23 protein-coding genes are annotated in these 26,066 nt (G+C 53.6%); 11 read left to right on the top strand and 12 right to left on the bottom strand.

The genetic code is table 11. The features are described 5' to 3' along the window. The first annotated feature begins 138 nt into the window (after positions 1-138). On the top strand, positions 139-1,044 hold the full coding sequence (ttcA, locus tag WH50_RS00230; protein ID WP_110185519.1) for a tRNA 2-thiocytidine(32) synthetase TtcA: 906 nt from the start codon (positions 139-141) through the stop codon (positions 1,042-1,044). Between the two features lie 58 nt (positions 1,045-1,102). Here the strand turns inward: ttcA and WH50_RS00225 are convergent, their stop codons facing one another. From WH50_RS00225 to recQ, 5 genes are all read right to left on the bottom strand, one after another. Next, positions 1,103-2,185 (bottom strand): 5-(carboxyamino)imidazole ribonucleotide synthase, encoded by a 1,083-nt coding sequence (locus WH50_RS00225; RefSeq protein WP_110185518.1) that lies wholly within the window; start codon positions 2,183-2,185, stop codon positions 1,103-1,105. Beyond that, complete coding sequence (gene purE, locus WH50_RS00220; protein ID WP_110185517.1) at positions 2,182-2,676, bottom strand: 5-(carboxyamino)imidazole ribonucleotide mutase; 495 nt, start codon at positions 2,674-2,676, stop codon at positions 2,182-2,184. Before purE ends, WH50_RS00225 begins: the two co-directional genes overlap by 4 nt. A 205-nt stretch (positions 2,677-2,881) precedes the next feature. Further along, complete coding sequence (gene panP / locus WH50_RS00215; RefSeq protein WP_243409920.1) at positions 2,882-4,540, bottom strand: pyridoxal-dependent aspartate 1-decarboxylase PanP; 1,659 nt, start codon at positions 4,538-4,540, stop codon at positions 2,882-2,884. 130 nt (positions 4,541-4,670) lie between these two features. Further along, complete coding sequence (locus tag WH50_RS00210; RefSeq protein ID WP_110185515.1) at positions 4,671-5,087, bottom strand: YqaA family protein; 417 nt, start codon at positions 5,085-5,087, stop codon at positions 4,671-4,673. A 6-nt stretch (positions 5,088-5,093) separates the two neighbouring features. Then, the gene (gene recQ, locus WH50_RS00205) at positions 5,094-7,250 is read right to left on the bottom strand and encodes a DNA helicase RecQ (protein ID WP_110185514.1); all 2,157 of its coding nucleotides are present in this window, start codon (positions 7,248-7,250) and stop codon (positions 5,094-5,096) included. Positions 7,251-7,341: 91 nt separating this feature from the next. Between recQ and WH50_RS00200 the strand changes: the two genes are divergently transcribed. Further along, positions 7,342-7,935, top strand: coding sequence for a YecA/YgfB family protein (locus WH50_RS00200; protein ID WP_165838247.1), 594 nt, complete (start codon positions 7,342-7,344; stop codon positions 7,933-7,935). Positions 7,936-8,006: 71 nt separating this feature from the next. Here the strand turns inward: WH50_RS00200 and WH50_RS00195 are convergent, their stop codons facing one another. From WH50_RS00195 to WH50_RS00180, 4 genes are all read right to left on the bottom strand, one after another. Beyond that, positions 8,007-8,534: an outer membrane lipoprotein gene (locus WH50_RS00195; protein ID WP_243409919.1), complete on the bottom strand. Its 528-nt coding sequence runs from the start codon at positions 8,532-8,534 to the stop codon at positions 8,007-8,009. A gap of 391 nt (positions 8,535-8,925) precedes the next feature. Next, on the bottom strand, positions 8,926-9,156 hold the full coding sequence (locus WH50_RS00190; protein ID WP_110185511.1) for an HP1242/YdcH family protein: 231 nt from the start codon (positions 9,154-9,156) through the stop codon (positions 8,926-8,928). A 100-nt stretch (positions 9,157-9,256) separates the two neighbouring features. Then, the gene (locus tag WH50_RS00185) at positions 9,257-9,571 is read right to left on the bottom strand and encodes a BolA family protein (RefSeq protein WP_110185510.1); all 315 of its coding nucleotides are present in this window, start codon (positions 9,569-9,571) and stop codon (positions 9,257-9,259) included. Positions 9,572-9,681: 110 nt separating this feature from the next. Then, positions 9,682-10,614 carry an adenosylmethionine decarboxylase gene (locus WH50_RS00180; protein ID WP_110185509.1) on the bottom strand — a complete coding sequence of 311 codons (933 nt, stop codon included), beginning with the start codon at positions 10,612-10,614 and terminating at the stop codon, positions 9,682-9,684. 252 nt (positions 10,615-10,866) lie between these two features. Between WH50_RS00180 and WH50_RS00175 the strand changes: the two genes are divergently transcribed. The 3 genes from WH50_RS00175 to WH50_RS00165 all read left to right on the top strand — a co-directional run bounded on the left by WH50_RS00175 (position 10,867) and on the right by WH50_RS00165 (position 14,284). Beyond that, entirely contained in the window at positions 10,867-11,862 is a 996-nt protein-coding gene (locus WH50_RS00175; protein WP_110185508.1) for an adenosine deaminase, read from the top strand. A gap of 114 nt (positions 11,863-11,976) precedes the next feature. After that, positions 11,977-13,041, top strand: a complete 1,065-nt coding sequence (locus WH50_RS00170; RefSeq protein WP_110185507.1) for a succinylglutamate desuccinylase/aspartoacylase family protein — start codon at positions 11,977-11,979, stop codon at positions 13,039-13,041. A 100-nt stretch (positions 13,042-13,141) separates the two neighbouring features. Further along, positions 13,142-14,284, top strand: coding sequence for a PQQ-dependent sugar dehydrogenase (locus WH50_RS00165; RefSeq protein ID WP_243409916.1), 1,143 nt, complete (start codon positions 13,142-13,144; stop codon positions 14,282-14,284). Between the two features lie 112 nt (positions 14,285-14,396). On the opposite strand, the gene fabF is transcribed toward WH50_RS00165, so the two are convergent. Further along, positions 14,397-15,635, bottom strand: a complete 1,239-nt coding sequence (gene fabF, locus WH50_RS00160; RefSeq protein WP_110185505.1) for a beta-ketoacyl-ACP synthase II — start codon at positions 15,633-15,635, stop codon at positions 14,397-14,399. A 343-nt stretch (positions 15,636-15,978) separates the two neighbouring features. Between fabF and WH50_RS00155 the strand changes: the two genes are divergently transcribed. Further along, positions 15,979-16,965, top strand: coding sequence for a GlxA family transcriptional regulator (locus WH50_RS00155; protein ID WP_110185504.1), 987 nt, complete (start codon positions 15,979-15,981; stop codon positions 16,963-16,965). A 61-nt stretch (positions 16,966-17,026) separates the two neighbouring features. On the opposite strand, the gene WH50_RS00150 is transcribed toward WH50_RS00155, so the two are convergent. Next, positions 17,027-17,776: a TIGR00266 family protein gene (locus WH50_RS00150; RefSeq protein WP_207780108.1), complete on the bottom strand. Its 750-nt coding sequence runs from the start codon at positions 17,774-17,776 to the stop codon at positions 17,027-17,029. 826 nt (positions 17,777-18,602) lie between these two features. Here WH50_RS00150 and WH50_RS00145 point away from each other — a divergent pair. From WH50_RS00145 to WH50_RS00125, 5 genes are all read left to right on the top strand, one after another. After that, complete coding sequence (locus WH50_RS00145) at positions 18,603-20,186, top strand: cytochrome ubiquinol oxidase subunit I (protein WP_110185502.1); 1,584 nt, start codon at positions 18,603-18,605, stop codon at positions 20,184-20,186. 11 nt (positions 20,187-20,197) lie between these two features. Further along, entirely contained in the window at positions 20,198-21,325 is a 1,128-nt protein-coding gene (gene cydB, locus WH50_RS00140; protein ID WP_110185501.1) for a cytochrome d ubiquinol oxidase subunit II, read from the top strand. A 60-nt stretch (positions 21,326-21,385) separates the two neighbouring features. Then, positions 21,386-21,490 (top strand): cytochrome bd-I oxidase subunit CydX, encoded by a 105-nt coding sequence (cydX, locus tag WH50_RS00135; RefSeq protein WP_104156948.1) that lies wholly within the window; start codon positions 21,386-21,388, stop codon positions 21,488-21,490. A gap of 309 nt (positions 21,491-21,799) precedes the next feature. Then, entirely contained in the window at positions 21,800-22,417 is a 618-nt protein-coding gene (locus WH50_RS00130) for a hypothetical protein (RefSeq protein WP_110185500.1), read from the top strand. A 243-nt stretch (positions 22,418-22,660) separates the two neighbouring features. After that, the gene (locus WH50_RS00125; RefSeq protein ID WP_110185499.1) at positions 22,661-23,272 is read left to right on the top strand and encodes a hypothetical protein; all 612 of its coding nucleotides are present in this window, start codon (positions 22,661-22,663) and stop codon (positions 23,270-23,272) included. A gap of 168 nt (positions 23,273-23,440) precedes the next feature. On the opposite strand, the gene WH50_RS00120 is transcribed toward WH50_RS00125, so the two are convergent. After that, a complete protein-coding gene (locus WH50_RS00120) occupies positions 23,441-25,954 on the bottom strand; it encodes a CoA transferase (protein ID WP_110185498.1) in 2,514 nt (837 codons plus the stop codon). Between the last annotated feature and the right edge of the window lie 112 nt (positions 25,955-26,066).

Below are 26,066 nucleotides of genomic sequence, written 5' to 3'. Positions count from 1 at the left end.
GGCAGGCACAAGCCTATCACGTATAGCAAAAACCACCTTCGGGTGGTTTTTGTTTTTACATCCAATCACAGCTGACACGGCGGGACAGCTGAGTATAATGCGCCTCATCTTTTTTGCTGCCACCGGGCCACATTCCTAATGGAACTCAGTAAATCCCAGACAACCAACTTCAACAAACTGCAGAAGCGCCTGCTTCGTTCCATGGGCCAGGCTATTACTGACTTCAATATGATCGAAGAAGGCGACCGTATCATGGTCTGCCTGTCCGGCGGTAAAGACAGCTACACACTGCTTAATCTGCTGCTTACCCTGCAAAATTACTCCTCAGTCAACTATGAGCTGATTGCGGTCAATCTTGATCAGAAACAGCCCGGCTTCCCGGAGACAGTACTGCCAACTTACTTGCAGGGGCTGGGTATCGAGCACCGCATTGTTGAAGAAGACACTTATAGCATCGTCAAAGAAAAGATCCCGGCAGGCAAAACCACGTGCGCACTTTGCTCACGTTTGCGTCGCGGTATTCTTTATCGCACCGCCAAAGAATTGAACTGCACTAAAGTGGCCCTAGGTCATCATAGAGACGACATTATTGAGACCATGTTTCTGAACATGTTCTTCGGCGGAAAAATGAAGGCCATGCCACCAAAGCTGGTAAGCGATGATGGCGAGAATATCGTCATCCGCCCCCTCGCCTATTGCCGTGAAAAGGACATCGCTCGCTTCGCCACGCTTAAGGAGTTCCCGATCATCCCCTGCAATCTCTGCGGCTCGCAGGAGAACCTTCAGCGCCAGTCCATCAAGGAAATACTTCAGAACTGGGACAAGCAGTTCCCCGGAAGAATTGAGAGCATTTATCGCTCAATGGCCAACATTGTCCCATCACACATGACAGACATTAATCTGTTCGATTTCAAGAACATTAAAGCGGACGGCACTCCCCGTGAAGATGGCGATAAAGCCTTTGACCCCCCCGAATTTCCGCCATTAGATGCCAGCGGAAATGAATTTAACGAAGCTGATTTATTAAATATAGTGGCGATTTAATCACCAATAAAAAACCAGGAATTAATCCTGGTTTTTTATTCGATCATTATTTATGCAATCAGACTTTCATTACGTCGACAACAGCACTCACTCGCTCACTCAGCAATTCAGTGGAATTAGCGGTAATAGTGATATGGCCAATTTTTCTGCCAGCGCGCGGTGACTTTCCATAGTCATGAAAATGAGCACCATCGACATTCTGGATTACACCACGATCCGGGAAATCGCCAATCAGATTGATCATAGTGCTGAACTCTACCGCGCGCGTATCGCCCAGTGGAATTCCCGCCACAGCACGGACATGATTTTCAAACTGACTGGTCTCAGCACCTTCAATTGTCCAGTGACCCGAGTTGTGCACGCGTGGTGCAAACTCATTGGCGAGCAGACGATCACCCACCTGGAACAGTTCAAGCGCCAGCGTGCCCACATAATCCAGCGACTCCATTAGCGTCGCAACATACTGCTGAGCCTGTGCCGTCATCGGATCATCAACAAGCGGTACAGACTTGTGCAAAATACCGTTGCGATGTTCGTTTTCTGTCAATGGGTAGAAACGCATGTCACCCTGTTGCGAGCGGACAGCAACAATAGAAACCTCACGATCAAAGGGGACAAACGCCTCAGCAATGAGAGGCACGCTACCAAGCTCAGCCCACAGCTGCTCAGCCTGATCAAGCGAGCGCAGCACAAACTGACCTTTACCGTCATATCCAAAGCGCCGTGTTTTCACAACCAGCGGCAAGCCCAGGGACTCCGCCGCCTTCAGGATATCCTCTTTGGTATTGATCGGTTCAAACCCCGGCGTTTCCACACCTAACCCGCGGAACATGTTCTTTTCATCCAGACGGTCCTGTGTCGCCTCGAGCGCTCTGGATGAGGGAAATACCGGCACGAATTGCTCAAGATAGCGTGCGCTTTCGAGCGCCACATTTTCAAACTCAAATGTGACGCAATCGACCGACTCGGCAAACGCCTTGAGAGCCGCTTCATCTTCATAGGCAGCACAGACGACAGGACATACATCACTGGCACAGGCTTCTTTTGCTGGATCAAACGCAGTAAAGCGCAATCCGAGCGGATAACCAGCCAGCGCCAGCATCCGAGCCAGTTGCCCGGCACCGAGTATACCTAGTTTCACAGTGCCTCCCGCGGATCAGGCTGAGACAAAACGGTTTCAGTCTGCTTGGCGCGGAATGCCTCCAGCGCCAGATGGAACTGTTCATACTTGTTACCCAGAATACTGGCAGCCATCAGTCCTGCGTTGGCGGCACCAGCACGACCAATTGCCAGCGTTCCTACCGGAATACCTGCTGGCATTTGCACAATAGACAGCAAAGAGTCCATTCCATTCAGCGCTTTGGACTGCACTGGCACACCCAACACGGGCAGGCTGGTTTTAGCAGCCACCATTCCCGGCAAGTGGGCTGCACCGCCTGCGCCTGCGATAATCACTTCGATCCCGCGTTCACGCGCCTGTTCTGCATAGCTGAATAACAGGTCTGGTGTACGGTGAGCGGATACGACGCGCACCTCGAAAGGTACACCCAGCTGCTCCAGCATGTCTGCTGCATGGCTCATGGTTTCCCAGTCGGACTTAGAGCCCATGATGATGCCTACCAAGGGTTTCATATGCTTACGTATTCTTCACATCAGGTTGAATGCGACGGCGTACACCGTGCGCTGAATGGATACCACAGCAACTGTGGCGACAGGGCAGCATTTTAACGCACCTGTCGGCTGTCTGTGCTGTTCTTTTCCATGGTTTTGGATAATTGCCCCATTAAATCTGGCGCGACTGGTTACGATGCCAACAAACCAAACCGAACGCATTGTTTTAGATCAGAGCCACTCCGCTCAGCTGTTTAATTTCCTGCCACAACACCTTAACTGCAGGACCAGCAGCAAGCTCTCTCTGCTCCTGCAATATCGCCGTTAATATCTCATCGGTCGTCAAAGGATTCGCTAATACCACACGAAATACCGTCTTCAGTAGTCCTTGCTGGCGAGCATGTGGCAAGCTCGTGCGAGAGACAAAATATTGGCCTCTTTCACGCTGAGCTCGTTGCAATATCTGGGTAGCCTGATTTAGCAGCAGCTCCACTCGCACTGATACTTCTGACGCAGCGTTTTCAGGGCTCTCTAGCCAGCGCTGCAGTGGTGCCGGGACGTAACGATAAGTCAGGATATTGAGCACTGGCACTGACACCAGCTCAAAATCTGCTGCCATATCGATCAGAGTAGAAAAATACTTGCAGCGCTGAATATTGTTTTCAACCAGCAACCCATATCCACGACGCCCAAAGATATGCAACCCGGCATGAACCAGCATGGACATCGCGGGCCGAGACCCTTCCAGCGTTGAGCTACCCAAGTCTTTCGAGCCCTGACGGATAATGTAATTAGCATGATGCCGAATGCTCGACTGCGACTCAGGATCCCTGAACAGCACCATACCCACCCCCATGGGGACATACATCTGTTTGTGCGCATCGATGGTGACGGAGTCTGCACGCTCAATACCTTTCAGCAGTGATCGATGCTTGTCAGAAAACAGCGCCGGTCCACCCCACGCCGCATCAACGTGTAGCCAGATGCCCTCTCTTTCTGCGATCACCGCCATCTCATCCAGAGCATCAATACAGCCCGTCTCTGTCGAACCTGCCACCGCAACCAGGCTGATCACTCTCTCCCCTCTGTCGTGACAGCTGGCAATAATGTCTGACAGTTGCTGAATATCAATTGATCCGCTGTCTGTGCAGGGAACGCTGCGTATGTTGTCACGGCCAATACCGAGCACATCTGCGGCTTTAGACAAGGAGTAGTGGCCACGCTCAGAAACCAATACAACGGCATCACGATCCCCATAAGCTGCCAGGGCTTGACTCCAGCCTGCTTTGGCAATCCCGGCGAAACCGGGCTTGGGGCCATAACAGCGGTTACGTGCCACCCACAACGCAGTGATATTGGCTACCGTGCCACCAGAGCACATGGCACCTAGCTGACCGTCAGCATGGTGCAACCAGTGTCGATAGAATGCCTCTGCCCTGGCAAAAACCAGATGATGCATCATGCCCAGCACCTGCCTCTCCATAGGCGTAAATGCTTTGGAAGTTTCGGTTTTCACCACGTTCTGATTCAACGCCACCATGATCTTGCTGAGTGGCAGCATGAAATAGGGTAGTGCCGAGGTCATATGCCCGATAAAGCCGGGTGCATAGGTATTGACGGAATGAGCAACCAGCTTCTCCATCAGGTTATCTATGTGATGAGCAACTCGCACTGGCTCCTCAGGTATGACTGCAGAAGCAAACTCCGCCTCGATCTCTGCAAGATCCTTCTCGGTTGCAACAACACGGGCATTAAGAAAAGCAGCAATGTCGAGTGACAGTTCACGATCTACCTGATTTAAGGTCGCCTCTGCTTTCTCGGGCACCGTAAACACCCGCAACAAGCTATCAATACTGACATCCGTCAGAGCCTGGCTGTCACTCAAGTAGAACTCCTTAATGCACATTTACGATGTCGAACCAAATAAAGAGGTGAAACCAATCACTACAGTGAAGATGGCAAAGCTAACGTGTGTGCGAATAAGCGGAAAGGTGAAAAGCGCCCGGTAACAAAAGCTATACCTGACTGAGCAGCCACCATAGCAGGGCATATCTGGCAGCCTTCCCCAGGCAGATCATGGTCACTGAAGCGGCCCATGGCAGCCGCAACCAGCCGGCAGCCAGACAAAGACCGTCCCCAATAACTGGCGCCCAGGATAGCAACAGCAATGGCGCGCCATAACGCTCTAAACGTTTTAACCATTTATAACTTATCGATGACTGGGCTTGGTGCCAGTGTGCTATTCCACGTCCCATCAGCATAGTAATGATGCCACCGATGCTGTTACCTACAGACACCAGCACCCAGGCAGAAAAAGCAGATTCGGGGAACGTTTTGAGAAAGGCGACAAACGCCAGCTCGGAACCACCGGGCAGCAAAGTCGCTGACAATAAACCACCCCAGAACAGACCAAACAATGCCGTACCAAGCAAGACGGGCTATCCAGCCAATGAAGTATCTTCTGTTGCAGCAGGGCTGCCGACAGATGCTCTGATACAGCGTAAGTCGCCCCAGGCAATTGCACCGCCGAAAGCGTCAAACGCGCGCTTCAATACGGCGCCCTGCCCATCCGCTTCGAGGCGAACAAACTCGCGCTGAACATCCCTGACCTGCCATCCGGGCAGGCTAACCACCTCCGTCAACGCCAGCTGCCCTGCTCTTATTGCTTCAGCCAGATCCGCGTAGATCCGGTTTTCCGGGCGATTGCGTTGACGTGCAATCATTCTGGGTTCCATACCAACTCTGAACAGAGCGAGGGTCTCGTGAGCGTCGTCGTCAATCAGACGGGTAGCACCCGCTTCGCTACGGTGAAGATCAATGATATCCAGGAAAAGCTTACCGTAGGCACTCAACTTTTCTCTGCCAACGCCGGGCAGCTTAGCCATTTCATCCAGGCTTGCCGGCAGTCGCTCGATCATCTCCATCAGGGTGACATCGTGGAAAATCATAAAGGCAGCAATGCCCTTCTCCCCCGCAAGGCGCCTGCGCTCCTGACGCAATGCCTCCCAGAGCTGTTTCTGTCCACCCTGAAGTCTTGTCTGCCCGCGCTCTCGCTCTTCCTTCCACTGGGCAGCAGGCTGATCCTGTTTCAGTGCAATGGACTGCTCGCCTTTCAGTAGAGGTCGGCAGCGCTCATGCAAGCGCAAGCCCTCACCTTCCTCACCATGCCATTCCAAATAGCCAGCAGCCAATAGCTGCCGATACACCGCCCGCCATTGATTGAGCGACAGCTCTTTACCAATACCGAAAGTGGACAGTTGCTGATGGTTTGCACTCCGCACCTTCTCCGTCACCTTGCCAAGCAGCACATCAATCTGATGGCTCACTCCATAACCCCCAGTGCGATAGACACAAGAGAGTGCCTTACGTGCAGCCTCGGTGGCATCCCAGGTTCGCGGGGGATGAAGGCAATTATCGCAATTGCCACAAGGTTCAGAAGTCTCAGCAAAATACGACAGTAACAGTTGGCGACGGCAGCCAGACGCTTCAGTAAACGCCAGCAACGCCTCTAAACGAGCCCAGTCCCGTTGACGCACATCGGCAGGCACATTGGCCTCCTGAATGCGCATGCGCTGCATCAGTACGTCCTGCAGCCCGTATACCATCCATGCATCAGCGGGCAGACCGTCGCGTCCAGCACGCCCGGTTTCCTGATAATAGGCCTCAAGATTTTTTGGCAGGTCGAGATGCGCAACAAACCGCACATCCGGCTTATTGATACCCATGCCAAAAGCGACAGTGGCAACGATGATGGAGTGTGACGCCTGAATAAAAGTGCGCTGATGCTGCTCACGGATATCGGCAGGTAACCCGGCATGATAAGGCAAGGCAGGCAGCCCTTTTTCCCGCAGAAATGCTGCCACATCCTCCACCCGCTTACGCGAAAGGCAATAAACCACGCCACTATTGTGCCGATGTTCACGCTTGATGAAATTCAACAACTGTTCTTTGGCGCCTTGCTTAGGCAGCACCCGATAACGAATATTCGGACGATCGAAGCTACTCAGGAATACCGGCGCATCCAGCAACCCCAACTGCTGCCGGATTTCGTTTCGGGTCTGTTCATCGGCGGTCGCAGTCAGCGCCAGTCTCGGTACCGTCGGAAAACGGCTGGCCAGCTGCCCCAGCTGCATATATTCAGGGCGAAAATCATGCCCCCACTGCGAAACGCAGTGCGCTTCATCAATGGCAAAAAGAGAGATGGTGAGGCGGGAAAATAATTCAATCATGCCCCCAAGAACCAGACGCTCTGGCGACACGTAAAGCAGATCGAGTTCGTTATTGAGCAGCTGCCGGATAATCTCGCTGTTGGCACTGGGATCAAGCCCGTTGTGAAAACAGGCTGCGCGAACCCCTACCTGTTTCAGCCCTTCCACCTGATCCTGCATCAGGGCAATCAGCGGCGAAATAACAATCCCCACACCTTCACGCACCATGGCGGGCAACTGGTAGCACATCGACTTACCACCACCAGTGGGCATCAATACCAGTGCAGATTGGCCGGACAGCACAGATGACACCACCTGTTCCTGTAAACCAATGAAATCATCGTAGCCGTAAAGGCGTTTTAATAGCTGTCGAGCCTGTGCGATCATGGGGGCGCATTATGCTGCAAACCAAATGCTCTGTCATCGCTCATTCGGGTTCGAGAGAGTAGAATGGGATCGTCTTCTTGAGGATATATCAATGACTCAATCTTTTAATGCCCGCCCCCTGACCGATGAAGAGTTTGAAAAGCTGGAGGACTTCCTGTTTTCACCTGCTGTCAGTGAAGAAGCCATGGACTATATCGGTATCCATGCCTTGTTAACTGCCGTTGCAATCTGCCCCAAGCCCATCAGCAAAAGCACATGGATGGAAAGCATTTTCGTTGAAGCCCCCAAGTGGGAAAGTGCAGAACAGCAAACATTTGTTGAAGGCCTGCTTGACCGCGAACTGGCCTGCATTCTGGAGGAGCTGGAAGGTGAAGAGCCTGTTGAACTGCCTTGCGACCTCACTCTGGAAGACGAAGATGGCCTGCTGACCAGCTGGTGCCAGGCATTTATTGAAGGCGTTTATCTGGAAGAAGCGGCCTGGTTCAACGATCACGAAGCAGAAGTGGCAGAGCTGATGCTCCCCATCATGGTTGCCTCCGATCTGTTTGACGATCCCGATATGCAGGCCATCCGCAAGAACAAACAACTGACCGAACAGTTCTGCAGCGAAATCCCTGACATCCTCACAGACATCTATCTGCTGTTCCGCGCACCGGCCGAAGGTGGCAAAGGTAAGCGTCACTGAGCGCTAACGCACTAACAAAAAAGCGAGGCATCTTCCTCGCTTTTTTGTTTGCCAGCCCCTCAGGGCATTGATCAGATACGAGTCGCGCGAGCAGAACCGTCCTGACCCGTCAGTACCTGCACACGATCGCCTACGTTCAGAGGTGTATTCGGATCTACTTCCTGAACGATGGCGATAGACTGGCCATTGTCCATACGAATGGTCATGTTGATGCCTTGCGCCGTGGTTGCCTGCTTCTCGATCGCTGAACCCGCAATCGCACCACCAACCGCACCAATAACAGTAGCAAGGCTCTGACCACGACCGCCGCCAATGGCGCTACCCGCAATACCACCGACTACCGCACCGGGAACAGCACCCAGTCCTGACTGATTGCCTTCAATTTTCACAAACCGCATGTTGGTGATCGTGCCATATTGTACGTTCTGTACCTGACGCGCCTCATTACGGCTGTAGGTATCGCCGGTCAACGTTGAAGCGCAACCAGACATGATCAACGTGGAAGCCACGAGCGCGCTAACAAAAAAAATCTTTCCCATAACACGTATCCCTTGGTTGACAGCATTTAAGCCGACAGAAAAATCAGGCTGACCTTCCACCGCCCTGCTCCCCCCTTGCCTCACTGTTGTCTTGAAGTCAGGTAAATCAGATAAGGGACGGACTCACTTCGCATTTCCTACAGACACGTCATGTCTGTACTGAAGGGCACGCAGATTCTAGCAGGATATAACCGCCAGTTTTGAACAGCTTGTTTCAGCATAGTGAATTTATAAGCACTATTTGCAGCCACACAAGCTCGGCACAGTTTCAATAAGCGCAGAAAATTTCAGGGCAAGGTAAATAGCCCAGGAAGTATTTACGTAGCAATACCGGATAGAAGGCAGAACGTAACAGACAGAGGTTTTCTGACAGGAAGATGTGAAGTTGAAAAGGGATGACTCTTGAGAAACAAGCAGAGAGCACCAACTCAGATGCTCTCTGGCTTTTGCCTTAAGCAGTGAGCATTGCGTACAGCTCATCTTTCAGACGCAGGCGTTTCAGTTTGAACTCCTCTTCAGTTGCTGTCGCAACCGGAGTCACCTCTCCTTCCATATTGCCAACCTGACGGTTCACTTCGTGGTACTCATCGAATAACCGCAGGAAATGAGCATCCGATGTTTTCAGCTCATGGATCTTTTCGCGCAGTTCGGGGAACTCATGTACCAGGTCGTGTTGTTGCATGTTATGACTCCTGAGGTCGTATCATTGTTCGACCACCATTATCCTCAGCCATGCAGTTAACGAATTGACACCCGTCAAGACCTTGTCATAAGTACCTGAATCAACTTGCTTTACTACCACCGCGGCAGGTGGGCGATGCGGGACTGACCTGCCCTTTTTCCTGCCACTCCTGCTCGGTAAACAAATGCAGCGCCAGAGCATGGATAGGATTCTGCATAAGCTCAGCGACGCTACGATAGACCGCCTGATGCCGGGCGACGGCGCGCATCCCCTCAAATCGGGCACTAACAAGAGTGACCTTAAAGTGAGATTCGGTGGCTGGGCCACTATGCATGTGGCTTTCATTGTCGATAGTCAGAAACTGGGGAGCAAACTCCTCAATCAACAGAGACTCAAGTTTACTGGCTACATTCATGGAAAGACTCCCATAGGCAAAACGCTCCCGATACTCACAAAAAGCTCAGGAGCATAACTTGAACTAATGCCTTATTAATTGTGATGTACCGCGACCATATTCAACGGGTACTAAATGATACGCTCGGCCACGGCAGGTTCCGTTACCACTTCCAGAAAATGACGGAATGTCATCTGATAACCACAGGCCAGAGGCTGTTCATAGTGACTGATACACACCACCTTATCAGGCACAGTCAGTGCTGGTGTTATATCAAAGCTGATGACGTCATAACTCTTGGGCTGGAAAATGGCCAGTATGCGATCAAACAGCTCTGCATGTTCATGCTCAACATCCAGATTAGTCTCAAAACTGACATAGGAGCTGCGCTCCTGTGGCGTAATGTGAAAGGTCGCATAGTAGCCATCCTTGATGGCATTCAGCGAGTAGCCGTAAGGCTCAAACACGAAGTCATCAATGGTAAAGCCGGGCAATAACTCAGACAGCTGCAAACGTGAACGAATACCCTCAGCGGTTTGTCCTTCCGACCGCAGATAGTCGGCAACAGGACCACTGATGTGATACATCAACAGCTCAGCGGTGAAATCGTCAGCATCTGGTTCAAAATGATTATTCAGATGGTAAACATAGTTGTGATGGGCATCGAGATGACCAAGCCGATAGGCTGTACCTGAAATGAACTGCTCCAGCGCCTCGATATCATCCTCGACACAGGTCTTCTGCAAGTGTGACTGGTATTCGTTCTTACGCTGGAAAACCACCATGGTCACGTTATCGCGGCCATAGGATTCAAGGAATTTGGTAATGGCATTCACCAGAGTAGTGGTGCCACAGGTCAGCATCAGGAATCGATCTTCCCATACAAAGAGGCTGGATTCAGACAACAGATACGCATCACAAACCTCGTTTGAAAGCGTGGACAAAATGGTTGCCTGTGACTCCGCGACAATCACCTCCCAAAAGGGCTTGCCCAGATCACGCAGAGAGCGCCCCCCTGCTTTAACGACCACTTCAACCTTCTTTTCAGACCCTTCAAAAAACAATTTTTGTCACCTCCCACCCGTTCAGGGAACTATAAAACCCATGTTTCGCTTTGAATCGCGCATTATAGCCACCATCCACCGGAGATTAACAGGAAGTCATGGGCGAAATTATGACGGCTCTGCGTCGGTTGTATGACAGCCATAAAAACCACGTGGCGCGTTTTGTATTACTTGTTACCATGGCACAACAGCTGCATAAGCATCGATGTAGACTGTTGATATTCTTCGATTTCCCCATGACGGAGCTCAGCTATGGAGACCTTTATTCACGCCCTTCCCAAAGTGGAACTGCACTTGCACATCGAAGGATCGCTAGAGCCCGAACTGTTATTCACACTGGCTGAGCGTAATCAGATTCCACTGCCCTATGCAGATGTCGAGTCTCTGCGCGCGGCTTATCAATTCACTAATCTGCAGTCGTTTCTCGACATCTATTATCAGGGCGCCAATGTCCTGATCAGGGAACAGGATTTTTACGATCTGACCTGGGCCTACCTACAAAAATGCCATCAGCAAAACGTTGTACACACCGAGATCTTCTTTGATCCCCAGACCCATACAGATCGGGGCATTCCTTTCGCTGATGTGATTGGCGGTATCAGCCGGGCACTGGCCGATGGCGAATCCAAACTGGGCATCACCAGCGCACTGATACTGAGCTTTCTGCGCCATCTGAGTGAAGAGGCCGCTTTTGCCACGCTTGAACAGGCACTTCCCTACCGGGATCTGTTTGTGGGTATTGGTCTGGATTCCTCGGAGAAAGGTAATCCTCCCGAGAAGTTCTCCCGCGTTTTCGCCAGGGTGCGTGAACTGGGCTTCAAAGTCGTCGCTCACGCTGGTGAAGAAGGCCCGGCCGAATACATCTGGACAGCACTAAATGACCTGCAGGTGGCTCGCATTGATCACGGTGTGCGCTGTGTGGATGATCCCGCGTTAGTTGAGCACCTGCGTCAGACCCGTGTGCCGCTGACGGTCTGCCCATTGTCCAACACCAAACTGTGCGTGTTCAGTGAGATGAGTGAACACAACATTGGCAAGTTACTGGACCAGGGTCTGTGTGTAACCGTGAACTCAGATGACCCAGCCTATTTCGGCGGGTATATGGAAGAAAACTATCTCGCCATCCAATCCGCTCTCGACTTGACCAAGCCGCAGCTGGCTCAGCTGGCTCGCAACGGCATAGAAGCGTCCTTTATGACGGAGCAACGAAAGCAAGCGCTGATGGCACAAGTGGACAGCCTGCTGTAAGCAGGCTGCTTTCACCATGGACTGACCGCGTCACAGCGGTATTGACCAGCACGTTGCACTGATGTGCCCTCAAACCACGGCCACGTATGAGGGTCTTCAACGCCAGGAGGCGACATGGCAACGCATTCTTCGACCGACAGGCAGAGCATCCTGACCCTAGGGGGTCAGCAAGTCAGACCCGGCACCCGCAGCAGCATTGCGCTGCCTGTGGCAAGGCTCTACACCCGCGAAGAGATTGCCATGCCCATTCAGGTAGTACACGGCCGCCGGACAGGGCCGTGTCTGTTTGTCAGCGCAGCCATTCATGGCGATGAGCTGAACGGTGTGGAGATCATTCGCCGTCTGCTGAAACAACCTGCACTGAACAACATTGCCGGCACTCTCATCGCGATTCCCATCGTCAATGTCCATGGTCTGGTTAACCGTTCACGTTACCTTCCCGACCGACGCGATCTGAACCGCAGCTTTCCGGGAAGCGAAAAGAGCTCTCTGGCAGGCCGCCTGGCCAATCTCTTTCTCAGTGAAATCGTCAGCCACTGCACTCATGGTATCGACCTCCATACCGGCGCCCGATATCGCTCCAACCTGCCGCAAATTCGCGCTGATCTGGATGACGCTCAGACACTGCACCTCGCCAATGCCTTTGGCGTTCCTATTATGCTCAATGCCAATGTGCGCGATGGTTCGCTGCGTCATGCGGCATCAGAGCTGGGCGTCCCCGTGCTGCTTTATGAAGGGGGCGAGGCACTGCGTTTTGATGAAATTGCCATACGTGCCGGAGTACGAGGCATTCTCAATGTGATGCGCGCACTGAAGATGATCAGAGGCAAGATGGTCACACCCCGTGTACCCCCGCTAATAGCCAAAAACACCAGCTGGGTGCGGGCGGCAGACAGCGGCATCTTTCGTGCGCTGGTACCACTCGGCAAGGAAGTTCGCAAAGGAGATATATTGGGGGTGATTTCCAGCCCCTATGGTGAAGATGAGCATGAGATTCGCTGTCATCGTTCCGGCGTGATCATAGGCCGCTGCCATCTACCCCTGGTGCATGAAGGGGAAGCCCTGTTCAACCTCGCTATCCTGCCGGGGGGTGAGTCGGAGGAGACAGGCGAAGCTATTACGATTTTCCATCAGGATATTCAGGACGACCCCTTCTTCGACGAAGAGATATACAGCTAGCCCCTACTCCACCTGATCAGTTGATATCGGAGACATCTCTCCCAAGAACTCTAGGTGCCATGACTCATTGATTCACCGTCATTGACCAGAGAGAAAGGGAATGATCAGAAAGCCGACTGTTTTGATGGCGTCACTGCGCCACCCTGTGACTGCAGGCATCGTCCTCACTGCCGCTTTACTGCTATTGCTGTCCTGCAAGGCAACGGCCAACACCTCGTTCTCCCAGCAGGTTCTGCTGGAAAGGCTCAACCAGCCCTGGTCTTTGGCCTTTCTGTCTGGGCAGGAAGTGCTGATTACCGAGAAAGGCGGCGCCTTACTGCGAGTCAACTTGCAACCCCGTCAGCGTCAGCACATCAGCGGACTGCCCACAAGTACAGTACATGGTCAGGGTGGGTTACTGGATGTCGCGCTGCACCCTGACTTCAATACAAACCACTGGCTCTATCTCACCTACACCCGACAGGTTGGCAAGCAGTTCACTACGGCACTGGCCAGAGGTCGCCTGAGTGGTAATACCCTCACCGATGTCACAGAACTGCTGATCAGCAAAGCGGCCTCAGACACCGGCCACCATTTCGGCTCCCGGCTGGCGTTCGACAAACATGGCTATCTCTATATGAGCGTGGGCGAACGCGGCGACCGGCACAATGCACAGCTGCTGACTAACCACGCCGGCAAGATACTACGCCTGCGCGACGATGGCAGCGTGCCTCCTGACAACCCGTTTGCTGGCCGGGCAGACGCCTTACCGGAAATATACTCCTACGGGCATCGCAACCCTCAGGGGCTGGCTTATGACCCCAAAACGGATCGCATGTGGTCCCATGAGCATGGCCCACGAGGTGGTGACGAAGTCAACCTGCTGGTCAAAGGAGCCAACTACGGCTGGCCTCTGGTGACTTTCGGGCGTGAATATTCCGGCCTGAGCATTACCAGCGAAACCTCCCGGCCCGGTATCGAACCTCCGCGCTGGGTATGGGTGCCGTCGATTGCCCCTTCAGGTCTGGCGGTTTATCGCGGCAAGGCCTTTCATGACTGGCAAGGCGACCTGCTGCTCGGCGGTCTGGCCGGGCAATTGCTGGTGCAACTGGAGATGAATGAAGATCAGGTGATTCAGGAGGATCGCTATCAGCAGCAAAACCTGCATCAACGGGTGCGTGATGTACGTGTCGGGCCTGACGGATTGATCTATCTGCTGACCGATGGCGCCAATGCGCAGCTTATACGTCTTTCACCGTTATAACGCCTGCCGTCTGTAAGCGCGCGGACACAATCTGCGCAGACACAATCTGAGAGCACCATCGCTGTTCTGGCTGGAATCAGCGATGGCACAGTGGTGTTTACCGAAGACAGGCTTACACGTCTTTGAGGCGACGGAACACCAATGACGCATTGGTGCCGCCGAAGCCAAATGAGTTGGACAGTGCCAGATCAATCGAGCGCTCACGGCCCTCATTAGGTGTGACATCCAGCTCACAATCAGGGTCGAGGTTATCGATGTTGATGCTCGGGGGTACGAAGTTGTCCTGCATCGCCATCACCGTCAGCACCGCCTCAATCGCGCCAGCCGCTCCCAACATGTGACCCGTCATGGACTTGGTAGCGCTGACTGATATCTTGCTGGCGTGGTCTTGCAGCACCGTCTGAATGGCGCGCAGCTCATTGATGTCACCCACCGGCGTTGAGGTCGCATGAGCATTAATGTAGTCCAGCTGATCAGGCGTCGCGCCAGCATCCTTGATCGCCAGTCGAATTGAGCGGGCTGGCCCTTCCACTGTCGGCGCACTGATATGGTGAGCATCAGAGCTGACACCATACCCCGCAAGCTCACAATAGATACGCGCACCACGTGCCTGCGCGAACTCCAGCTCTTCCAGAATCAGGATAGCGGCACCCTCTGAAAAAACAAAACCGTCGCGATCACGATCATAGGGGCGGCTGGCTTTTTCCGGTGCATCGTTGCGGGTACTCAGCGCTTTCATGGCAGCAAAGCCCCCCATACACAGTTTGGTCAATGCACCTTCCGATCCACCGACAATCATCGCCTTGGCATCACCGCGCTCAATATGGCGGAAAGCATCGCCGATGGCGTGACTTGAAGAGGCACAGGCCGACAGAGTCACCGCATTGTAATTACGCGTACCGAAGGTAAGAGAGACATAGCCTGCCGCCATATTGGGCAGAATCATCGGCACAAAGAAAGGTGAAATGCGCCCTGGCCCTTTCTCTTCCATCAGCAGCACATTTTTTTCCAGAGTTACTTCGCCACCGATGCCCACCCCGAGGGAGACACCCACATCGTCGGCGATGTCATCAGTGATCTTCAGCCCGGCATCATCCAGTGCCTGCTGGGTTGCAGCGATGGCATAGAGATCCAGCACATCCATCTTCTTGGCATCTTTAGCCGGAATAACGCTGGGAATTTCAAAGTTCCGCACTTCTCCGGCGATATGGGTTTTAAGGTCTGAAGCATCAAAGCGAGTGATAAGACCGATGCCGGAACGACCGCTGCGACAGGCTGTCCAGGCAGTTTCCAGGTCATTACCAAGGGGAGAGACAACACCCAGACCTGTCACCACAACGCGCTTGCGCATAGAAAAACTCCGTAACTTTCCAATCTTGCTGCCCGATAGCGTAGTGAACACGCCATCACTCCTGACATATCAACGAGTTATCGAAGCGCATTACACGCGACGTACTCTTCAGAATGATCACTATGCGCTGATATGCGTAGAATTGAGAGCGGCATTCCTGACGAAAAAAGGGCAAAATGCGACAGGCAGTGATAAAGAAAGAGACAGGTCAGGTCAGAATGCGGGCACTCAACACAACTGATCGTCCATTTACACTTCCGTGTCATGGCAGTGACAACGTCCTTTGCTACTGTTGGCACCGTCATCAGAAACCTGAGCCAGATATGCGCGAGATAAAAAGACCATGACATGCAGAGTCGCCATTATCGCTTACGAAGGTTGTTCAGCAGGCGTGCTGATGAGCGCTGCCGACGTTTTCAGCCATGCCAATCTGCTGGCCCAGTCCCTTGATCCACAGATGGAAAAGCCCTTCCATGTCCAGCTGGTCACTCAGGATGGCGCCTCGGTGCACAGTAGTAACGGCTATCCCTTGCCTGTTGACGGTGATCTTAGCCTGATCCAACCCGGTGATATCGCACTCTTTCATGGCACGCCTCTGTCTGACGAGGAACAAACCCGGCAGGCCTTACGCCGCTGGCCTAGTCTGACCAGCTGGTTGCAGGCCAATCTGCCACAACTCCGCCTGTTCGCCTGTAATTACAGCGGCAGCCAGCTGCTGGGTGAGCAGGGGTTGTGGCAAGCATCGCCGCCCAGCATTCGCCAGCGTCTGATGGATATGTTCAAGGACAACAGCAGCAGCTCAGTGATGGGGATTCAGGCCGACAACGTGCTCTGTGTACCGTTGAATACCAGCTTCGTGGATTTGTGCATGTCCGTTGTCGCACGCTTTAGCGGCAGCAACTTCGCCCGCAATGTGGCCCGCGAGATGGCCGTGGACTACCCCCTGTCGCCGGCAGATGGTTTTCTCAGCCGTAATATTCTGGGTAGCAGTCTGGTCGGCAATGCCAACTCACTGGTCAGCCGCGCTGAAGCCTGGATTCAGGCCAACCTTTCACGGGAAGTAAAAGTGGAAGATGTGGCTCAACAAATGGCGGTCAGCACGCGCACGCTGATTCGTCACTTTCAGGAGCAGATCAATCAGACGCCTCAGGGCTATATCCAGCAGCTACGCATTGAGAAATGCAAATTGCTGCTGTCCACCACCAGCCTCAAGTTCTCACAGATTGTGGACCGCTGTGGTTACAGCGATGAAAGCGCCCTGCGGAAACTGTTCAAGAAAACCTGTCAGGTTTCCCCCAGCGAATACCGCCGGCAATTCACCGATAAATAAAGTGCTGGACTGTTGCCATGCCTTCAACGTGGCAACAGTACCCGGTGCACTGACTCAGCGATCAGTCTTCACCCTGCTCTTTACCACCCAGCGCGGGTGCATGAGCAATGATGCGATCTGCCAGACGGGAGAACGGCAGGCTTTGCAGCCACACCTCACCGGTTCCGCTCAAGGTCGTCAAAAATAGCCCTTCACCACCAAACAGCATGGTTTTTAATCCGCGAGACAGCTCAATGTCGTAGTCCAGCCCCGGTGTGAACGCCACCAGACAGCCGGTGTCAACACGCAGCGTCTGATTATTGAGGCGACGCCGGACCAGAGTGCCACCCGCGTGGATAAATGCCAGACCATCCCCTTTCAGCTTCTGCAAAATAAAGCCTTCGCCACCAAAGAACCCGGCGCCGAGCCGGCGACTGAACACCACATCAATGCTGGTACCCAGTGCTGCAGCAAGGAAGGCATCCTTCTGGCAGATCAAGCCGCCGCCAATCTCTCCCAGATGCACGGCTTCGATAGAACCGGGATAAGGGGCAGCGAAGGCCACCTGAGCCTTGCCTTTGCCTTCATGGGTGAAATGGGTCATGAAGATCGACTCACCGGTCATCCAGCGCTTGCCTGCAGAAAACAACTTGCCGAACAATCCCTGATCAGGGTCTGAGCCATCCCCCATACGGGTCTCAAAGCGGATACCTTCTTCCATAAAGGTCATATTGCCCGCCTCGGCAATCACCGTTTCACCCGAATCCAGCTCAATCTCCAGCAACTGCATGGCGTTACCAAGAATACGGTAGTCAATATCGTGGGATCGCATGGGCATTCTCCTTCAGCACTAAAAAGCCTCTTCCAGACTGATCATCAGCTGGAGTCCATACAAACAGTTAGCAGCAAGGGTGCAGCCATTGCGCCTGCCTGACAAGCAACAGATCGCTTTAGTCATCGCCACCCGGCGCACTACCCCGGCCCGCCTCAGATTTGTCCTTGTGTTCAGAACGCGTTTTCAGGGCGATCCACCATCACGCACCCTCAAATTGTTCAATAAATATGCAAGCCGGTGCCTGAATAATGAATTTCGCCACTCTCGTGAACGGAAACAGCAGGTTGTCTTTGTTTCTGTTGATGTCCGTCAAGGCGCTTCCATGAGAGCAGTGCAAAATGAGCATCATCTAATGTAGCGAGCATTACGTTGCTTTCCTAAGCTCAGATGGACGACTTCCCTGCTGCAGTTCGCATAAACGGAACTGACGGGAATGAAAGCACACTTCAGGACGACGACTGGGAGAAACCGCCTGACACCAAGCCACATTACGAACCGGAGCTGACAGGCAACTGCTCTCTTTCACTGCCGCAGAGCCTATCCAGTTCCTCGCTCAGGTCTATCGGGTTTATCAGGAGCCAACCATGATAACCAGACAACTTACCCTGCCACGCTGCGCAGCATGGACTGTGCCGCGTGAACAAAGCTGGCCTCTCGCCATACCAACCGTGCCCGGAGTCTGTTCATCGCCTCACCATGCTCCCGGCCAACGAACGCCAGCATCGCCGACACTAACCAGCCCTATCAGCTGAAGGCCATCCGCGGCTTATGACGATTTCGCTTTTCCTTTCATCTCAACTTACTCTTCTTGAGGAGTCCAACCATGATCAGTGAGTCAGTCGTTGAGTTATCACGACTACAGTTCGCCATGACGGCGCTCTATCACTTCCTGTTCGTGCCCCTGACCCTGGGTATGTCCTTCCTGCTGGCCATCATGGAATCTGTCTATGTCATGACCGGCAAGGAAGTGTACAAAGACATGGTCAAATTCTGGGGCAAGCTGTTTGGTATCAACTTTGCCCTTGGGGTAACTACCGGTCTGACCATGGAGTTTCAGTTCGGTACCAACTGGTCCTACTACTCTCACTACGTCGGAGACATCTTCGGCGCGCCACTGGCGATTGAAGGCCTGATGGCGTTCTTCCTTGAATCCACCTTCGTTGGCATGTTCTTCCTTGGCTGGGAACGTCTGAGCAAGCGTGCTCACCTGCTGGTAACCTGGCTGGTGGCCATTGGCTCCAACATGTCTGCACTGTGGATTCTGGTAGCCAACGGCTGGATGCAGAACCCGGTGGGTGCGGAGTTCAACTTCGAATCCATGCGTATGGAGATGGAAAGCTTCGGCGCCCTGATCTTCAACCCGGTTGCCCAGGTCAAGTTCGTCCACACCGTGTCTGCCGGTTATGTCACTGGCTCCATTTTCGTCCTGGCCATCAGCGCCTGGTACATCCTGAAGGGTCGTGATCTGGCCTTCGCCCGCCGTTCATTCGCCATCGCGGCCGCTTTCGGTACCGCCGCCACCCTGTCTGTCATTATTCTGGGTGACGAATCAGGTTACGAAATTGGTGACGTTCAGAAAGCCAAACTGGCGGCTATCGAGGCCGAATGGCACACCGATGAAGCCCCGGCAGCCTTCACCCTGATCGGTATCCCCAACGAAGAGGAAATGCGTACCGACTACGCCATCAAGATCCCCTACGCTTTGGGTCTGATCGCTACCCGCTCGCTGGATGAGCAGATCAAAGGCATCAGCGAACTGCGTGCCGACCATGAAGTGCGTATCCGTAACGGCATCAAAGCCTATGCCCTGCTGCAGCAACTGCGTGGCGGTGACAAGAGCGCTGAAACCGTGGCGGCCTTCAATGATGTCAAGATTGACCTCGGCTACGGTCTGCTGCTGCAGCAATACACCGACAATATCGTCAACGCTACCGATGCCCAGATCAAACAGGCTGCCATCGACTCCATCCCCAAAGTCGCGCCGCTGTTCTTTAGCTTCCGCATCATGGTGGCATGCGGCTTCCTGATGCTGGTGCTGTTCCTGTGCAGCTTCTACTACTGCGCCAAACGCCAGGAATACCAGAAAAAATGGCTGCTCAAATTTGCTGTGTTCAGTCTGCCTCTGCCCTGGATTGCCGCTGAAACCGGCTGGTTTGTCGCGGAGTACGGTCGTCAGCCCTGGGCCATCGGTGAAATCCTGCCAACCCATCTGGCCGCTTCCAGCCTGACCGCAGCAGACGTAGCTGGCAGCCTGATCACCATGATCGCCATCTACACCGTGCTGCTGGTTATCGAGATGTACCTGATGATCCGCTTCGCCAAACAGGGCCCAAGCAGCCTGCACACCGGCCGCTATCATCACGAGCTGTCTGGCATCGAACATCAACATGGCGCTGTCGCTAAGTAAGGAGAGACACCATGCCAAGTTATGAAGAATTACAACTGATCTGGTGGGTACTGGTTGCCGTCCTGCTGATCGGCTTTGCCCTGACTGACGGTTTCGACATGGGTGCCGCCATTCTGCTGCCCTGGGTTGGCAGAACAGACGGCGAGCGCCGCGTGGTTATCAATACCCTTGGCCCGCACTGGGACGGTAACCAGGTGTGGCTGATCACCGCCGGGGGGGCCTTGTTTGCTGCCTGGCCTCCCGTCTACGCAGCTGCTTTCTCTGGCTTCTACTGGGCCATGCTGCTGGTACTGTTCGCCCTGTTCCTGCGTCCTGTCGGCTTCGACTACCGCAGCAAGCTGGATAACCCGCAATGGCGGAACGCCTGGGACTGGGGCCTGTTCGTCGGCAGTCTGGTGCCTGCACTGGTATTCGGCGTAGCCTTCGGTAACCTGCTGCAAGGCGTGCCTTTTGATCTGGATGAGTTTCTGCGGGTGTCCTACCACGGTAGTTTCTGGGCGCTGCTGAACCCCTTCGCCCTGCTGTGTGGTGTGATCAGCCTGTCCATGCTGACCCTGCACGGTGCCAGCTGGCTGGTCATGCGTACTGAAGGTGACATTCTGGCTCGTTGCCGCAAGGTACAAAGCATCCTGTCTGTGGTGGTTATCGTCTGCTTCACCCTGGCTGGCCTGTGGCTGACCATGGGTATCATGGGCATGAGCATCACCAGCTCTCCTCAGGCAGGTAACCCGCTGATCAAGACCGTTGCCATGAACAATCTGGGCTGGCAGGACTTCTACAAAGCCAATCCCATGGCCTGGTTAGCGCCTATCGTTGCCTACGCAGGCTTGGTGCTGAGCTTCTTTGCCAGCCGTGGCGGTCGCTGGACCGGCTTCCTGGGCAGCAGCCTGGCTATCATCGGCGTACTGCTGACGGTCGGTCTGGCCCTGTTCCCCTTCATCATGCCGTCCAGCCTGGCGCCCAGCCACAGCCTGACCGTATGGGATGCCACCTCCAGTGAGAAAACCCTCGGCATCATGCTGATCGCTGCACTGATCTTCGTACCGATCATCCTGTGCTACACCCTGTGGTGTTACTGGAAAATGTGGGGAACCGTCACCGTCAAGGATATTCAGGCCTACAGCCACAGCCGCTACTGAGTTGTGCTGAACACCAGAGACTGACATCCCAACCCTGTCATAAGACAGAAGGAGCTAGAAATGTGGTACTTCGCCTGGATCCTCGGCGTGTTGCTTGCCTGCAGCTTCGGCATCATCAATGCCATGTGGCTGGAAAGTCACTTCAACGGCAACGAAGAAGACTGATTAGTTTCCGTTGATCCATAGACAACGCCGGCCCTGTGCCGGCGTTGTGCTGTCTGACAATCGGTACACCTCACGCCTCACACCTCATTGCCCATCCGCTATCCCCTGCCTGTTCGTGACACTGCGGATACCCCTCGGATATACACAGCGCAAAACACGCTTTACTAAAAGTTGCAAATCTTCGGTGCCGATTCAGCATGTCATTGACTACACTTTGAAACGATAGGCTTTGCTTGTAAGCACACTGTTACGCTATGCAGGGTTTGCGTTTCAAATTACAGAGTAGGACTGGTAGATACAGGAAAGCCCATGCATCGCCATGTGGGTGGAATGATCAAGTTGATAGAGGGATTACACATGCAGCGTCACGTTATTCTGTTGGTTGGAGTGTTAGCAGCGGCGGGTCTGACCGGTTGTACGACACCGTTGACCGACCCATTGAATCCAACCGAACGGGATACCAGCGGACAATTCGATGGCAACTGGGAAGGTAAAGCCTGGTTGACCAAGACACCTCAGGTCACGCCTACCAGCCTCAACGACCGCGCCATCTCCAACTGCGCTCCCTTTACCGATGATCTCAAGTTATCCGTGATCAAAGGCTGGGCCGATGGCAGCTTCAAAGCCAATGAACCGGTCACCTTCCGTGTCCCCGTGGACAGCGAAGGCCGTTTCTATGCCTCAGTACCTGTGCAGGGCAGTCTGGGAGTAAGCCGCCACCTGCCCATTTTTGACTACCAGAAGCGCGTGATCATCAGCGGTATTCTTGATCCGAAAACCAGCATGGCCCACGGCTCCATCCGCACCGCGCCGATGAATGACAAGGCCGGATGCGAAGGAGATTTTGCGATGGCCAAAGACGGCACCATCACCGGATACCCCGACCTGCCTCCCTATTCCGGTGACAGCGCCATGTCGCCCTACTGACACTTCCCCCAGAATCAGAGTAAAACGGCCGGTAACTTCACCGGCCGTTTTCGCATCGCGATGCACACTCACCTTATGACGTGAATCAAGCCCTGCCTCCGGCAGAAAGCCATAAACTTTCTGCAATCGGTTGTTGTGACTACACATCACCATCCCCAGACATTTACCATGGCCACACTCAACCCGCACAGTAATGCAACCGCATTTACGATGGGTGACCTTACTCCTTTCAGGGACATAGCTATGCGTTACCACCACTCACTCCTCACAGCCTGCCTTTTTGGCAGCGTGCTGGCCCTGACAGGTTGCCAGCAACAGCTGACCAGACCGGTAGCTGAAGACATGCGCGACAGCTCCGGCCAGTTCGATGGCCAGTGGCAAGGCCAGGCATGGTCAACGATCAGCTCCGATATCCAGCATATGAACATGGGCTCAACGGTCAGAACGTACTGTGATCGCTTCACCGATGACCTAAGTCTGAACGTCAGCAACGGCTGGGTAACAGCTACTATGCGCAGTGCCCAGCCACTCACTTTCAAGGTCCCCGTCAGCACAACCGGCGAGTTCTACGGTGCAGTGAATGTCACAGGGGGCAAGTGGTTTGTCGATGGCAGCCTGCCGATTTTCACCAGCAAGCGTCATCTGGTCATCAGTGGCTTCTTCAATAGCGCATCCAACAACGTCAGCGGCTATGTGAAGACCACTCCGGTAGATGAAAATGTTGGCTGCCGCGGCCAGTTCGTCGCCAGCCGCGGCACGGCCTTCCATGGCGCACCGCAGGGGCTGCCCGGCTATACCGGCTCAGGCGAGCTGCATGAAGTGGGTGGTGATAACCCCATCATTATTGTTCGCTGATCATCCTGCAGCATAAAAAAGGGCGCATCTCAATTCGAGAGCGCCCAAAGATCTAGCAGCCGTCTGGAGTGATTTGCTCAATGCGGGGCATTAATTCAGGACACAGCCTGAACGGCATCTGCATCCCAGTATCAGTTCCAACAGGCAGCTAGCATCAGACATCCATCATTAGTTGGGCAGTAGTCGGTCACACCATCCCATACTTGCTATACCCGACGCTTCCATTTCCTCAATGTCTGCAGTGCTGTAGCCAACACTCAGAAGTACGTCTCTAGTTGAGTGCCCGAAGCGTTCAACCGGAGTCACCGCTCTGATCTTTGCCTCACTGGGGCGGATAGCAAAATGGTCAATCTGAGTTACCCGGTGACCGCTGGGATGATCAGGATAAATAGAGAAGGCGTAGCTTCCTTTGTCGATACCTACCGCACCGTCTGCAACACGGCTGTACTTGTCACGCAGCTGCTGCATGGAGAGTGGCTCAGCCGCAGCGATATCAGCCGAGTGCAAAACGTCCACCCAATAGTTCGTCGTCGCTGCTTTAAAGCTGGCCTGTAAAAACGCATGCCGGTCTGAAGCCAGGGAAATGCCCTTCATTCCTTCAATACTTTCCAGCTTGTCCAGTTCAGCAGGCGAAGCATCAATAAAGATCCAACCATCCTGTGTCGGATAAAAATGCGACAGTGGGTGATTACCCAATGCATTGCGGCCGGATGGTTCATTGAAAGGTGCGCGCCCGTTGAAATCGTAGGCATAGGGCAACTGTGCCATATTCGTTACCGCAGAGAGTGAAGTACGGGCACGGGTTACCTGCCCTGTCTTATGTTTCAGATACAGCGCCAACGCGATAGAAAATCCCGCAGCAAAGCCACAATTCACATCAAGCGTGCCGATATGGGCATGTTCTTCAGGAGTGGCTATGCCGCCAAATCGACTCATGATGCCACTGACTGCCTGAATAATGTCGTCATAGCCAATGTAATCGCTCATCGGCCCCCGATCAGGCCCGCCCAGGCAATCGAGTCGGCAGAACAACACGCCAGGGTTAATAGCCTGTAAAGTTTCATGGTCCAGCTTCAGCTGTCTGATTTGCCGCTCTGGCGCGTTGATGACCACCAGATCAACACTACGGACAAGCCGGTTAAATACTTCTCTGCCCTGTGCCGTGGTGATGTCGACCAGAGCACTTTTCTTGCCCATGCCACATTGGAAGGTATACATGGTACCTATCAATGGATCATACAGCGGTGTCACCGGATCCAGTTTGATCACCTCTGCACCAAAGCGAGTCAGGAAGGCGGCAGAATGTGGGCCCGCGATGACATTGGTCAAATCCAGTACTTTAAGCCCGTCAAGCCATCCTTTTGTTCCCTCTGGAGCTGCCATCCGCAATGCAGCAAAGTCTGACGTCAGACTGCGATCCACTGCACTGAACGCATCGAACGCCTCATCTACGCTCGCCAGCGTACGGGCTTGCGGGTGCAGCAGTGGGTCTGTTACCCCCTCTAACCAGGCCAATGGTCCCGGCTGCTTCATGAGGCCATACTCCGGATCATTCACTTCGACGATCAGACCACTGCTATTAGTGTGCTCCAGCTGAACCCATTCCTCGGTCGTTTTGTGAGGTGCACCCGGAATCTGCCCTTCACCGAAAATACGCCCCCACTCATCAGACGTTTTGAGCAAAAACGCCTTTTTCATCTTTGCGGCGATCTTATCCGCCCACCCTTTGGGCAGCGGGTAGACCCCAATGGACGTTTCTCCATCCCACTGATCCACTGGCAGGTACAGATTCTTAACATCAGGCAAGCCTTCTGCCACCAGCTCATCGTAGATGCCAAGCACCTGCAGACAACGTCGAGCGTGGTTGCGATGGGAAGGACAAACGCAATAGAACATGCGTCCATCAGCACACTCATAAGTACGGTAGAAAGGATCGAGAAACTCCTGCAAATCACTGTAGGACATATCCAGAGGCAGGTTACTGGCCTTACGGTAGGCGATTTCCTGTTCACGCATTGTCCTGTATCGCTCGGGCATCTCATCAATAACTATCGAGTTATAGCAGAGCCCTTCCATCAAGGAACTGGAAATGGGCACTTCTATGGCGTCGCCACGGCCGGACTTCTCACGACTGTATAGTGCCAGAGCGACGGCGGCTGCCCCCAAAGAGATAGCGTAAGAAGAACCCAAAGGTAATGGTGAAAAGCTGGGATTCAGCCCCATCAGCACACGATTGAATCCCATATCGGTGAAGACTCCAGAGGTTGCGGCCACCACCGCCTCCGTAGCTTTCCAGTCACGACGCAACGCGTCATTGCTGGCAAAACCTGGCATGGACAGCGTAATCAGTTCAGGGCGCTCCTGACGTAGAGCAGTGAAATCAATCCCCAGTCGCTGCATGACTCCGGGGCGAAAGCTCTCGATGACCACATCAGCCTGTGCAATCAATGCCAGTGCCTGAGTCAATCCTTCTTCCTGCTTCAAATCCAGACGGATACAAATCTTATTTCTATTTAATACCGCATTCGCAGGGTCATTCCAGAATGGACCTTCCGGCGGATCAATATGAATAACAGTAGCGCCCTGATCAGCCATTGCCATTGCCACAGCCGGACCCGCGATCTGCTGGCCAAAGTCAACAACTCTTACGCCAGCCAAGGGTAAATGATTACGAGTAATCATATAGACTCATCCTTTCCAAATTAATACTGCCAACGATTCAATAGGCAGCATTGTATTCTTATTTTCTTTTCGGAAGGCTCATAAGACGCCGCCTAAATAAGAAGCCACGAAT

The sequence above is a fragment of the Pokkaliibacter plantistimulans genome (genome assembly GCF_003194385.1).
Classification (GTDB): domain Bacteria; phylum Pseudomonadota; class Gammaproteobacteria; order Pseudomonadales; family Balneatricaceae; genus Pokkaliibacter; species Pokkaliibacter plantistimulans.
Note: the sequence above shows the minus strand (reverse complement) of the source record. Positions and strands in the feature narration are given on the sequence as shown.